Origin of the sequence: Pantoea sp. alder81 (assembly GCF_020179835.1) — a bacterium.
Taxonomy (GTDB): Bacteria; Pseudomonadota; Gammaproteobacteria; order Enterobacterales; family Enterobacteriaceae; genus Pantoea.
Genome location: NZ_JAIUDA010000001.1, coordinates 533,998 through 546,994 on the forward strand (window position 1 = coordinate 533,998; position 12,997 = coordinate 546,994).

Sequence of the window (12,997 nt, forward strand, 5' to 3'; positions counted from 1 at the left end):
ATGAAAAACAATGGCGCAATGGCGCTCGCTTCGCCAGGTAAGGTTTTCAACTCACGTGAAGGCATGATTCTGCTGCTGCTGAAGCTGCGCACCTTTATCGCGTTGTTCCTCATTGTTGGCTTCTTCGCCATCACCGTGCCGGATTTCCTCGCGGTGGGCAGCATGGTGATCATGGTCAAACACATCGCCATCAATGCGTTTCTGGCGCTCGGCATCACCTTTGTCATTATCACGGCGGGGATTGATCTCTCCATCGGTGCCACGCTGGGCCTGTGCGGCATGGTTGCCGGCTGGTTGATCACCAAAGGCATTGTGTTGCCGATGTTTGGTATTGCCATCTTTCCCAGCGTCTGGGTAATTGTGCCCGTGGTGTTAGTGGTGGGCGGACTGATTGGTGCAGTGAATGGCTGGATCATCACGAAATACAATGTGGCCCCGTTTATCTGCACGCTGGGCACCATGTACATCCTGCGCGGGGCAGCGATGCTGACCTCTGGCGGCGAAACGTTTCCCGGCTTGCAGGGCAATCCACAGCTCGGTAACACCGGTTTTGACAAGATCGGCGCGGGCTATTTCCTTGGCCTGCCATGGGCGATCTGGATGATGGTGGTATTGGCGTTAGTGATTGCCTATGTGGCACGCCGCCTGCCGTTTGGCCGTCAGGTGTATGCGATTGGTGATAACGAGCGTGCGGCAGAACTCTCCGGCGTCAAAGTGAAGTCAGTAAAAATCTGGGTGTACACCATTTCAGGTTTCTGTGCGGCGATTGCCGGCATTGTGGTTTCCTCGCAGTTGGTGGCCAGCCATCCGGCCAACGGTACTTCATTTGAGATGAATGCGATTGCGGCGGTGGTGCTCGGTGGCACTTCACTGGCCGGAGGGCGTGGCACCATTTTGGGCACGCTGGTGGGGGCCTTTGTAATTGGCTTCCTGGCGGACGGTCTGATCATGATGGGCGTCAGCGAGTTCTGGCAAATGGTGATCAAAGGCATCGTGATTATCGTGGCGGTGATCATCGATCAAATGCAAAGCCGCATGCAGCAGAAAGCCGCAGTGGTGGCACAGAAGGCAATGATTCAGGAAGGTGAGGCCAAAGGTTAATCGTTACCCGTCATAAGCCGAGCCGCAGGTGCGTTGGCTGCACTCGCTCACCCCAGTCACTTACCTGAGTAAGCTCCTGGGGATTTACGAGTTGGCCGCCTTCCCGCAACTCAGTTTATTTAGGGTAAAAATCTGGGTAAATTTTTTATCTGTTGTGAATATATATTCAATAACGCTTTAAAATGCAGAGGTGTCTATGAATCCTTTCAAATACTCGGTGGCGGACCTGACCGCGAAAGCGCGCGCCGTGCGTCGCCGCATCATCCAGCTGAATGCGGGTAGCCCGGCGGGTGGACACACCGGTGCCGATCTCTCTCAGGTCGAAATCCTGACGGCGCTCTACTTCCGCATCCTGAATTGCGCACCGGATCGCACCAACGATCCGCAGCGTGACATCTACATCCAGTCGAAAGGGCATGCGGTCGGCGGCTATTACTGTGTGCTGGCAGAGGCGGGCTACTTCCCGACGGAATGGCTGCCGACTTATCAGCATTCGGATTCGCATCTGCCGGGTCATCCGGTGCGACAGAAAACGCCGGGCGTGGAACTCAACACCGGTGCGCTGGGCCACGGTTTACCGGTGGCGGTCGGCATTGCGCTGGCGGCGAAGAAAGACAACAGCGACCGCCGCATCTTTGTGGTCACCGGCGACGGCGAACTGGCCGAGGGCAGTAACTGGGAGGCCGCGCTGGTGGCGGCGCACTACAACCTCGATAACCTGGTGATCATCAACGACAAGAACAAACTGCAGCTGGCGGGGCATACGCGCGACATCATGAACACCGATCCGCTGCCGGACAAATGGCGCGCCTTCGGTCTGGAAGTCACCGAGTGTAATGGCAACGATATGGCTTCCGTGGTGGAAACCATTGAAAACCTGCCGCGCAACGGCAAGCCGCAGGTGATTGTGGCGCATACCGAGAAAGGCTTTGGCATCTCCTTTATTCAGGGCAAACCAGAGTGGCATCACCGCGTGCCGAAAGGGGAAGAGATCGAACTGGCACTGGAGGAATTGAAAGATGAGTAATGCAAAACACCTGGCTACGGTGATGGTGGAGGCCTTTATTGATGCCGTGAATCGCGGTGTGGATCTGGTGCCGGTGGTGGCGGATTCGACCTCGACGGCCAAAATATCGCCCTTTATTAAAGCGTTCCCGGATCGCCTGATCAACGTTGGCATCGCGGAACAAACGCTGGTGGGCACGGCGGCGGGTCTGGCGATTGGTGGTAAAGTGGCGGTGACCTGTAATGCAGCACCGTTCCTGATTTCGCGCGCCAATGAGCAGGTGAAAGTGGATGTCTGCTACAACAACACCAACGTCAAACTGTTTGGCCTGAATGCCGGTGCCAGCTATGGCCCGCTGGCCAGCACCCACCACAGCATTGATGATATTGCGGTGATGCGTGGCTTCGGCAATATCGAAATTTACGCGCCATCCTGCCCGCTCGAGTGCCGCCAGATCATCGATTATGCCCTTGCACATGTGGGTCCGGTTTACATCCGTCTGGATGGTAAAGACCTGCCGCAGCTGCACGATGAAAACTACCAGTTCCGTCCCGGCCAGATCGACGTGCTGCGTGAAGGCAACGACATCGTGCTGGTGGCAATGGGCTCCACCGTACATGAGGCGGTGAACGCGGCTGAGCAATTACAGGAACAGGGAATCAGCGCAGGTGTGATCGCCATTCCATCAATTCGTCCCTGTGATACCCAACGCCTGCAAGAGCTGTTAAAGCATTATCCGGCGGTGATCACCGTAGAAGAACACAACGTCAATGGCGGCGTCGGCAGCCTGGTGGCAGAAGTGCTGGCTGAAGGCGGCTGCGGTATTCCGCTGTTGCGTCTGGGCATCCCGGATGGGCAATACGCGATTGCTGGCGATCGCGCCTCCACGCGCGCGCATCATGGTATCGACGCCGCCAGCGTGGTGAAGAGTGCAGTGCGCATGTGTGCAGGAGCGTAAACATGGCGGGTCCATTAATACTGGCAATTGATGAAGGTACGACGAATGCGAAAGCCATTGCGGTGGACCGTGCAGGCAACGTGGTGGCGCGCGGCAGTCAACCTCTGACGCTGGCCCATCCGCAGCCGGGATTGGCCGAGCAGGATCCAATGGCGATCTGGCAGGCAGTGAAACAGGCGATAGAAAGCTGTCTGACGCAGTGCGACGGGGCAGATGTGGCCGCAGTAGCGATCAGCAACCAGCGAGAGTCGGTGCTGATCTGGCAGCGCCGCGACGGCCAGCCGTTGACGCCGCTGGTGAGCTGGCAGGATCGCCGTTCGGAAGCCTTTTGTCGCGATTTACGCATGGCGGGCAAAGCGCCACGCATCACCGGTTTAACCGGCTTGGCGGTGGACCCGATGTTTCCGGCGGGCAAACTCACCGGGATGCTGGCGACAATTCCGGATGGACTGGCGCGTGCACAAGCCGGTGAACTCTGCATCGGCACGGTGGATAGCTGGCTCAGCTGGCAATTAAGCGGCGGCGAAAGTTTTGTCACCGATCACGCCAACGCGGCTCGCACCCAACTCTACAATTTGCACAGCGGTGACTGGGATGACGAACTGCTGGCGCTGTTCCATATCCCGCGTGCGGCACTGCCGCACATTGTGCCCTCCGCCAGTGCGCAGGGTGTGGTCACAGTACAGGACATCCCCGGGCTGAAAGCGGGCACGCCGATTCTGTCGCGCATCGGAGATTCTCATGCGGCTTTGCAGGCGCAACGCAGTGCGGGTGAAGAAGTGGTGAAAGCCACTTACGGTACCGGTTCATCGCTGATGATGTCGATGGCAACGCCACTGCTGACCGAGAATGGCCTCAGTACCACGGTGGCCTGGCACGATGGCACGCTGCGTTTTGCCTTTGAGGGCAACATTACCCACACCGGTTCAGGTGCCGCCTGGCTGGGACGCATGCTGGGCATCAGCGATCCACGTGAACTGACGGCGATGGCGCAGCGCAGCGAACACAATCAGGGCATCTACTTCGTGCCGGCATTATCGGGCCTGGGCGCACCCTGGTGGGATTTGAAAGCGCGCGGCATGGTGTGCGGCCTCACCGATGCAGCCACGCCAGAGGTGCTGGCGCGGGTGGCGCTGGAATCGATCACCTTCCAGATCGCCGACGTGTTCTTCGCCATGGAGCAGGCCAGTGGTGTGCAACTGCCCGCGCTCTGTGTCGATGGCACGGCAACCGAAAACAGTTGGCTGATGCAGCTACAGGCAGACGTGTTGCAGCGACCATTAAAACGTGCACCCACCGCCGAAGTCTCCGCGCTTGGTGCCGCGTTGCTGGCGGGACGTTTACTCGGCTGGTGGCAGCAGGGCAGTGATATGCAGGCGCTGCAGGGAGGCAGCGTGGTTGAACCGCGCAGCGATCGCGCGGCCATCATGCAGGAGAATTATCGCGGCTGGCTGGAAGCGGTGGCGCGTTGTCGTTATCAACCGCATTAGCGTTCAGGCGGGGTAACCGCCTGAACATCGGTCACTAACGTTGTGCCGTCTGGGGTGAGGATTCATTGGAGGCATCGCTGAGATTAATCCGTGGTAATACACCCCCCGTAAACTCGACGCGACGCATTGGGAAAGCAAAACGAATCTGCTTCTGCTCCAGTTGCGCCATCAGCTGGAGGTTAATTTCCTGCTGGATGTCCATATACTTGTTGTACTCGGCACTGAGCACGAAGTAGACCACTTCAAATGTCAGCTGCGACTCATCAAAAGCGAGGAAATGTGCGCGGTCAAAACGAGTATCCGGCACATCCTGAATGATCTCCTTCACCATGCTACCAATTTGTCGCACTTTCTCAGCAGGCGTACCGTAATTGATGCCGAACTTAAACACGATGCGACGCTGCTGCATGCGTTTGTAATTGTGGATGGTCTGCTGCAGCAAGATGGTGTTCGAGCAAACGATCTGTTCGCCGCTGAGGCTGCGCAGCCGGGTGGTTTTCAGACCAATGTGTTCGATTGAGCCCGCCACATCGCCGAACACAATAAAATCGCCATGCTCAAAGGGCTTGTCAAAACCAATGGCCAGCGAGGCAAATACGTCACTCAACACCGTCTGAATCGCCAGGGCGATCGCAATGCCGCCGACGCCGAGGCTGGCGACCAGTGCCGTAATATTGATGCCCATGTTGGACAGGATCGCCAACATCATCATCACCCACACCACCACACGTAGCAGAATGCCGAGGATCACCGTGGTCACCGGATTGCGCACGTGCAATGGATCACGCAGCAAACTCTGTAGCCAGAGCCGGATGCCACAGTCAATCCACATGGTCATTTGCAGAATAAAGGCCAGGAACCAGCCGTGTGCAATCGTCACACTCCAGCTGGCGGGTAGGTCGACAAATCTCAGTGCAATCAGTAATGAGAAAATCAGCAGCAAAGGCTGGCTGGTGCTGCGCAAAATTTCCACCAGCAGTGTGGTGACGCGGTGATTCCGCTGCTCGCTGTAGTGCGCAATACGGTTGGATACAAAGCGGATGAGGGTACGCAAAAGCCAATACATCATCAGAGTACCGAAGACGATGATGGCGCTGTTTATCCAGAAGGTTTGATTGAGAAAAATGAGTTGTAAACGATGGGCAGAAAGCCAGTTTTCCATTGGGGAGATTCTCCTTGCTGGGAGGCGATAAAAAGTGAAAGCAAGGAAAGGATAGCCTGGCTGGCGCCTTTTGTGGCGCCAGCAGGGAATTACTGGAAGCGATTCGCTTTGTCTCGGGCCAGACGTTCCAGCGCAAAGATCACTTGCTGTAGCTGGCGTTCCTGTACGGGCTCAATGGCGGTAAACCGGAAGCTGAGACGAGGAGTTGTGCGGGTTTCATTCTTGCTGGTGACCGTGCTGCGCTCGCCTATATGCAGCAGCTGCGCGGTGACCTCAAAATGACCGTATTCGCCCAATTCCACGCGCAGGTTCTTAAAGGTATCACCCCGATTCAGGCCCTCCGGCAAGCTGTCATCCAGCAATACGCCCGCGCCACCGAGAGAGAGATCCTGTAAACGAAAACGCGCTTTGCTACCATCCGGCCACTGCGTATGGCAGTAAAACACCGGTTCCATCGGAGCTGAAACACGGAAAAATTCACGACGCTGAATCTGCCACAGCAGCTCAGGCAGCGGGGCAGCGAAAGCGGGTAAGCCTTCAAACTCGGTGCGCTCCAGTTTGATCAAGCCGAATTCCACTTTAGCACCCTGGGTTTCTGCAGCGATATTCACTTCACCGCCCTGCAGCGCTAAATCGTTATCCAGTGCATTACTGCCAAGATCGAAGATTACGCGATCTTCATCGGCATCCAACATGCGGCTGATAAATTGACCGCGCGAAAAACTGACCATTAATGGGGTCTGGAAACGTAACAAATCCTTCATTACGTTTAAAACAGCAAGGGTGCCTCGTTTGAGATATTGTTCGTTATCGGCGTCTTTCACATCCTGCTCCACTTATCCGATTGTTATTATCACGGGTGACACGGCTATCGAACTGTTATCGACGGCCTGACAAAAAGCTTTAGCCTGCTAACTATTTTTTTACTGTGATGTTCATCAAGCAGATTAAAAATATCCGACTATACTAATCGCAGTGAACACCTTGATTCATAACGTAAGGAGCAGTAAATGGGTATTCTTTCATGGATTATTTTTGGTTTGATTGCCGGGATCATCGCTAAATGGATCATGCCAGGTAAAGATGGCGGCGGATTCATCATCACTGTGGTATTAGGGGTTGTCGGCGCGGTGGTTGGCGGCTGGATCAGTACCCTGTTTGGCTTCGGCAAGGTTGACGGTTTCAACTTTGGCAGCTTCGTGGTGGCGGTGATTGGTGCCATCGTGGTGCTGTGGATCTACCGTAAAGTGCGTACCTAGCAGTACACCCTGATTTAATGAAATCCGCATCCCCAACGGGATGCGGATTTTTTTATGGCGGTTAGAAATCGTAACCCACGGTGGCGGTAATGGTCCGCTCCGCACCGCGATAGCAGTAACCGGTGCCATAGCAGGCGGCGAGATACTTTTTGTCGGTCAGGTTATTGGCATTCACCTGCAGCCATGCCCCTTTCAACTGTGAATCCCACGCACCGAGATCGGCCCGTACGGAAGCATCAAACAGCGTCACTGACGGCAAACGTGTGGTGTTTTCATTATCAGCCCACTGCTTACCGATATAACGCACACCCGCGCCCGCGCTCAGGCCGTAATCAAACTGATAGTGACCCCAGAATGATGCCATGCTGTTCGGCGTGACGTATGGCGTGTGGCCATCATTGCCGTCTACCGAATCCTTGTAGCGCAGATGGTTGAGGGTATAACCGGCGATGGTGCTGAGGCGCGGCGTCAGCTGGTTGCGTGCTTCCAGCTCAATGCCCTGCGAATGCACTTTTCCCGATGGAGTAAAGGTGCTATCCACCACGTTACGGTTCGCCACATCGTTCTGCGTCAAATCATACAGCGCGATGGAGTACATATCGCGCGTGCCCACCGGCTGGTATTTCACACCGGCTTCATATTGCTCGGAAGTGGTCGGCTTCAACTGATTGCCATACGGGTCGGTCAGAGAGGCCGGAGTAATCGCCTGGCTCCAACTGACGTACGGTGAAATACCGCTGTCGAACGCATACAACAGTGCAGCACGGCCGCTGATGTGGTCATCCTGACGACGGCTGGTGCCATTATTGGAGACGATACGGTCGTAGCGGCCGGAGAGATCCAGATGCCAGCGGTCAAGTTGCATTTCATCCTGCAAGTAGAGTCCGGTCTGGTAGTAACGGCGGGTTTCCTCACTCCAGCTGTAATCCGGCATGTTGCCAACCGCTTCGCCGGTCCATGGATTCAGGGAACTCGCATAGCCACCGGCTTTGCTTAAATCGTTCTTATAACGATGGTACTCGGCACCGAGGATCACACGATGCTGCAGCGCACCAGTGGCAAAATCGGCCTGCAGGCGGTTGTCGTTGGCCCATGCGCTGAGAGAAGAACGTTCACCGGAGAAGTAGCGGGTCAGCAGATCCGGATTGGTGGCATTCCAGCCAATCTGATACACCTGATCGAGATCGACATTAGAGTGGCTATAGCTGGCAGTGGAGTAGACAGACCACACTTCATTGAAGCGGTGCGAGAAGTCGTAGCTGTAGATCTGCTCGTGGCGCTTGAACTGATCCAGCGCACTGTCGCCTTCGTAAAATCCATCACTCAGCTTACGGCCATTGTGGCTGTAAAGCGTGCCTTCAGCGGGCACGGAACCGTGATAACCCCCGGACGGATCTTTTTGCAGATAGGCACGCAGTACCAGACTGGTGTCTTCGCTGGGCTGCCACAGCAACTGTGGCGAAATCGCATATTTTTCTTCGCGGGTGTGATCGTATTGCGTGTCGCTGTTACGCGTGATGCCGGTGAGACGGAATGCCCACTGATCGTTAATCGCATTGGTGTAATCAAAGGCGGCGCTGTTGGTGGCGTTGGTGCCGGTCGACAGGCGGAAATGGCCCTCTTCAGCGAACTGCGGCCGCTTACTGACCTGATTCACTAACCCGCCGGGCACGGTCTGGCCGTAAAGTGCGGAAGAGGGGCCTTTGATCACGTCAACGCGATCGAGGAACCAGTTGTCCACCTGCAGGATGTTAAAGCTGCCGCCATCACTCATGATGCGCAAGCCATCCAGGAAGGTGTTATCGACGTCGCCGCCATGGAAACCGCGCAGCGCAATGGTGTCATAACGGGTGGCGGCACCACCGAAGTTGGTGAACACACCCGGCGTGTAGTTCAGTGCCTGATTGAGATCGAGTGCGCCCTGATCTTCCATCTGCTGACGGGTCACCACTGAAATGGACTGCGGAGTGGTGATCAACGGCTGGTCGGTTTTACTCCCACTACTGCGGGTGGCGAGATAGCCTTGCGTCGGTGAGTTGGCGCTCTCTTGCGGTTGCGCGGTGACCACAATGGATTCTTCCGCGAAGGTTGCGGCAGGTAGGGCCAGAGCCAGTGCGCACAGCACGCGGCCACGATTGAGGGTAAAAAGCGTCATCGAAAATCCTTTAACGGGAAGCAGGTAAAAAGCAGCGAAGCACCATCGCCACAAAACTAATGAGAATACGATTAAAATTAAGAGTGAGAATTATTATCTTTAAGTGAGGTGTGTTTCAAGTTGTTAATGTGGGTTCAAGAGATTGTGAGGAAATCAACAGGAGGGATGGCATTACCAATCTGAAGCCAGGATATCGCAAAAGCGTTGCGCTGCTACCGTTTGACGAACAAAACAGTAGCAGCGGTTATCGACGTTTTAACGACTACAGAGGGAAAGGGCTATTTCCCTGCACTCAGCGCAGGCATATTCGGGATATCGCGCGCGTTATTACAGGTTTTATCTTTCGGGCAGTATTTATCGAGCAGTTTGAGTGTTACGCCATTGGTCCAGCCGAAGCCGTCCTGCAGTGGGTATTCACCGCCACCACCGCCACCTAACTGCGCGCCTTCTACCACGTACTTCTCAACCAGCTTGTGCTCTTTGTCGTAAGTGGCCTGCACGTTCTGCAGGAAGCGCTGACCAATCTCTTGCGCCAGCTTCGGTTGCTTGTAATGTTCCAGACCTTCCACCGCCACCCATTGCAGCGGTGCCCAGCCATTTGGCGCATCCCATTGCTGACCGTTATTAACGGTGGTCGTCACCAAACCGCCGGGTTTCAGCAGCTGTTTTTCTACCGCTTTGGCGGTGCGGTCCGCCTGTTTATCACTCGCCACCTGCATATACAGCGGGAACAACGTGGCAGCAGTCAGCTGAGGATGGACTTGCTTCTTCTGCCAGTCGTAGTCGGCATACCAACCCTGTTTCTCGTCCCACAGATAACGATTGATAGCAGCCTGGCGTTTCTCAGCATCTGCTGCGAACTGTTTGGCTTTATCATCCTGATTCGCCAGTTTCGAGGCTTTAGACAGCACCTGCTCCAGATGGAACATCAGGCTGTTGAGATCGACCGGTGCCAGCTGCGTGGTGCGGATCGAGGCCAGATTGTGGGCATCGGTAAACCAGCGTGAACTGAAATCCCAACCGGAGGCCGCACCCGCGCGCAGGTCGCGATACACCTGCTGCTTATTACGATCGGGCGCTTTGTTGGCGGTATTCACATCGTCGAGCCAGGATTCTGTGCGCGGTGCATCACGTTCGTCCCAGTAGCGGTTGAGTAGGGTGCCATCGCCTAGTTTGATTACGCGCTTGCTGGCCTGACCGGCGGCGACTTTATCGCTATCCGCCATCCAGTAGTCATACTCTTTCTGCAACTGCGGCAGATACTGACGGTAGACGTCATCACCTTTGTGCGTGGCCAGCAGATCCACCATCAGGCTAAAGAACGGTGGCTGTGAGCGGCTGAGATAGTAACTGCGGTTGCCGTTCGGGATGTGGCCGTATCTATCCAGTTCGGTGGCGAAGTTGTCCACCATATCCTGCACGCGATCCCAGTGCCCGCTCTCAGCCAGACCCAGCATGGTGAAGTAACTGTCCCAGTAATAGACTTCACGGAAACGCCCACCCGGCACCACATAGGGTTTCGGCAGCGGCAACAGGGAATCATACTGGCTGGCGGTCGGCGTGGATCGGGTCAGTACTGGCCACAAGCCGTTGATATGCTCACGCAGGCTCTGACCGGCAGGCGGCACATATTTGTCCTGCTCTTTGGGCAGTGTGAAGTTCGCGTCAACGAAATGCTTCAGGTCGAAATTGCGCTGGCTCTTTTGCATCTGCCAGTCTGCCAGTATCGAGGAAGGATTGTACTTCGGTACCGCGTCGGCAAAGGTTTTCTGGTCCGGATAAAATTTTGCCTGTTGCACGGCATTGAACAGTGGCCCCAGTCGGATATCGGGTGGCTGCGGCTGGCTGCTTAGCATGCGGCTGGTATCTTCAGCATGCGCTACAGAAGCACTTGCCAGCAGCGCCGCGCTGAGTAAGAACGTCAGAGGGGCGGGCGTGAATTTGACATTTTTTATCATCGGTTTTTCTCCTTGTCCGAAAAGGTGGTGCGCTAACACATTGACCACCCAAACAACTTTAGTCGGTAACGCGCTGCTTAGCCGCCTTAAGCCATGGAAATGTGAAGCAGCGGGAATTAATCACGCATGAAATTGCATTAACCCTAAGGTTTTTACTTGCCCTTAGCCGCTATTTACCTGAGGCTGAAGGAAAAAAAGGAGAACTGTATGGAGATTATCTGGTATCACCCGTCGCAAGCCCCCGATCGCTGGCTTGCAGGGCTACGTCAGCGTTTACCGCAAGCCAACGTGCGTTTCTGGCAGCCAGGCGATAGCGCACCGGCGGATTACGCCATTGTGCGTTCACCGCCCATTGAGATGCTGGCTGGCCGCTCATTAAAAGGCGTGTTTGCCATGGGCGCGGGCGTGGACGAAATCCTCAGGCAGCTGCACGCCCACCCGGAAATGCTATCCGATGACGTGCCGTTGTTCCGTCTCGAAGACACCGGTATGGCGCGACAGATGCAGGAGTACGCCAACTGGTGTGTGCTGGGCTGGTTCCGCCGTTTTGCCGATTATCGTCAGCAGCAGCAACAGGCAAACTGGCAGCCACTCGACACAGCGGACCGCGCCAACTTCACCATCGGCGTGCTCGGCGCGGGCGTATTAGGCAGTAGCGTGCTCGAAAGTTTGCGTCAGTGGGGCTTCCCGCTGCGCTGCTGGAGCCGCTCGGCTAAGCAGATTGATGGCGTGCAAACCTTCCATGGTCGCGATCAGCTGGAAGCGTTTCTCGATGGCACTCAGGTGCTGATTGATCTGCTGCCCACCACGCCGGAAACTACCAACCTGATCGATGAAAAGTTGCTGCGCGTGTTACCGCACGGGGCCTTTTTCCTCAATCTGGCGCGTGGCGCGCATGTGGTGGAAGCCGATCTGCTGGCGGCGCTGAACAGCGGCCAACTGGCGGGCGCGGCGCTAGATGTGTTCCAGACTGAGCCGCTGCCAGCGGATCACCCGCTCTGGTCTCATCCACATGTCACATTGACGCCACATACTGCGGCTATCACGTTGCCCGGCGAGGCGATGGATTTCATTGCCGGTGCCATACTTGCTCTGGAGCAGGGGGATCAACCGGGTGGTTTAGTCGATCGTCAGCGCGGTTATTAATTCATATTGAGTCAGGAGAAGAGGATGTATCCCGTCGATTTGCATATGCACACCGTTGCCAGTACCCACGCTTACAGCACGCTGCATGACTATGTGGTGCAGGCGAAGCAGAATGGCCTGAAGCTGTTTGCCATCACCGATCACGGCCCGGATATGGCGGATGCGCCGCATTACTGGCACTTCGTAAACATGCGCATCTGGCCACGCGTGATTGATGGCGTAGGCGTGTTGCGCGGTATTGAAGCCAACATCAAAAATCAGCAGGGCGAAATTGATTGTAGCGGCCCGATGCTGGATGCACTGGACCTGATCGTGGCCGGTTTCCATGAGCCGGTGTATGCGCCACGTGACAAAGCACATCACACCGAGGCGATGATTGCCGCGATGGCGGGTGGGCTGGTGCACATCATTTCGCATCCGGGCAACCCAAAATTTCCGGTCGATATCCGCGCGATTGCCGAAGCCGCCGCCCATTATGATGTGGCGCTGGAGATCAACAACTCCTCCTTTACCCATTCACGTCCGGGCAGTGAGCCGAACTGTCGTGCCATCGCCGAAGCGGTGCGTGATGCAGGCGGGCGTCTGGCGTTTGGTTCAGATTCACACACCGCGTTTACTCTCGGTCATTTCGAACACTGCATCCGCATCACACGCGAAGTGGATTTTCCCGAGGATCGCGTGTTAAATGTCACGCCGCGCCGCCTGCTCGATTTCCTCGAACAGCGTACCGGTAAGCACATTGCTGAATTTGCGGACTTTTAA

The 12,997-nt window shown here is 55.9% G+C and carries 11 protein-coding genes; 7 read left to right on the plus strand and 4 right to left on the minus strand.

Annotated elements, in window-relative coordinates:
• The 4 genes from LBW88_RS02590 (at position 1) to LBW88_RS02605 (ending at position 4,555) form a co-directional block, all read left to right on the plus strand.
• On the plus strand, positions 1–1,101 hold the full coding sequence (locus tag LBW88_RS02590; protein ID WP_224929105.1) for an ABC transporter permease: 1,101 nt from the start codon (positions 1–3) through the stop codon (positions 1,099–1,101).
• 196 nt (positions 1,102–1,297) lie between these two features.
• Positions 1,298–2,128, plus strand: coding sequence for a transketolase (locus tag LBW88_RS02595; RefSeq protein ID WP_224929102.1), 831 nt, complete (start codon positions 1,298–1,300; stop codon positions 2,126–2,128).
• On the plus strand, positions 2,121–3,065 hold the full coding sequence (locus tag LBW88_RS02600; protein ID WP_224929100.1) for a transketolase family protein: 945 nt from the start codon (positions 2,121–2,123) through the stop codon (positions 3,063–3,065). Before LBW88_RS02595 ends, LBW88_RS02600 begins: the two co-directional genes overlap by 8 nt.
• Before the next feature lie 2 nt (positions 3,066–3,067).
• Positions 3,068–4,555 (plus strand): FGGY family carbohydrate kinase, encoded by a 1,488-nt coding sequence (locus LBW88_RS02605; RefSeq protein ID WP_224929097.1) that lies wholly within the window; start codon positions 3,068–3,070, stop codon positions 4,553–4,555.
• Between the two features lie 34 nt (positions 4,556–4,589).
• Here LBW88_RS02605 and LBW88_RS02610 read toward each other — a convergent pair whose 3' ends face one another.
• Together LBW88_RS02610 and LBW88_RS02615 are read right to left on the minus strand one after the other, a co-directional pair.
• A complete protein-coding gene (locus LBW88_RS02610; RefSeq protein ID WP_058959679.1) occupies positions 4,590–5,717 on the minus strand; it encodes a mechanosensitive ion channel family protein in 1,128 nt (375 codons plus the stop codon).
• 89 nt (positions 5,718–5,806) lie between these two features.
• Complete coding sequence (locus tag LBW88_RS02615; protein WP_224929094.1) at positions 5,807–6,541, minus strand: flagellar brake protein; 735 nt, start codon at positions 6,539–6,541, stop codon at positions 5,807–5,809.
• A gap of 186 nt (positions 6,542–6,727) precedes the next feature.
• Between LBW88_RS02615 and LBW88_RS02620 the strand changes: the two genes are divergently transcribed.
• Positions 6,728–6,976, plus strand: a complete 249-nt coding sequence (locus tag LBW88_RS02620; RefSeq protein ID WP_224929091.1) for a GlsB/YeaQ/YmgE family stress response membrane protein — start codon at positions 6,728–6,730, stop codon at positions 6,974–6,976.
• A 61-nt stretch (positions 6,977–7,037) separates the two neighbouring features.
• Here LBW88_RS02620 and LBW88_RS02625 read toward each other — a convergent pair whose 3' ends face one another.
• Together LBW88_RS02625 and treA are read right to left on the minus strand one after the other, a co-directional pair.
• Positions 7,038–9,131, minus strand: coding sequence for a TonB-dependent siderophore receptor (locus LBW88_RS02625; protein WP_224929089.1), 2,094 nt, complete (start codon positions 9,129–9,131; stop codon positions 7,038–7,040).
• 278 nt (positions 9,132–9,409) lie between these two features.
• The gene (gene treA, locus LBW88_RS02630; RefSeq protein WP_224929086.1) at positions 9,410–11,089 is read right to left on the minus strand and encodes an alpha,alpha-trehalase TreA; all 1,680 of its coding nucleotides are present in this window, start codon (positions 11,087–11,089) and stop codon (positions 9,410–9,412) included.
• Positions 11,090–11,296: 207 nt separating this feature from the next.
• On the opposite strand from treA, the gene ghrA reads away from it, so the two are divergent.
• Both ghrA and LBW88_RS02640 read left to right on the plus strand, forming a co-directional pair.
• The gene (gene ghrA, locus LBW88_RS02635; protein WP_224929083.1) at positions 11,297–12,235 is read left to right on the plus strand and encodes a glyoxylate/hydroxypyruvate reductase GhrA; all 939 of its coding nucleotides are present in this window, start codon (positions 11,297–11,299) and stop codon (positions 12,233–12,235) included.
• A gap of 24 nt (positions 12,236–12,259) precedes the next feature.
• Positions 12,260–12,997, plus strand: a complete 738-nt coding sequence (locus LBW88_RS02640; RefSeq protein WP_034821944.1) for a phosphatase — start codon at positions 12,260–12,262, stop codon at positions 12,995–12,997.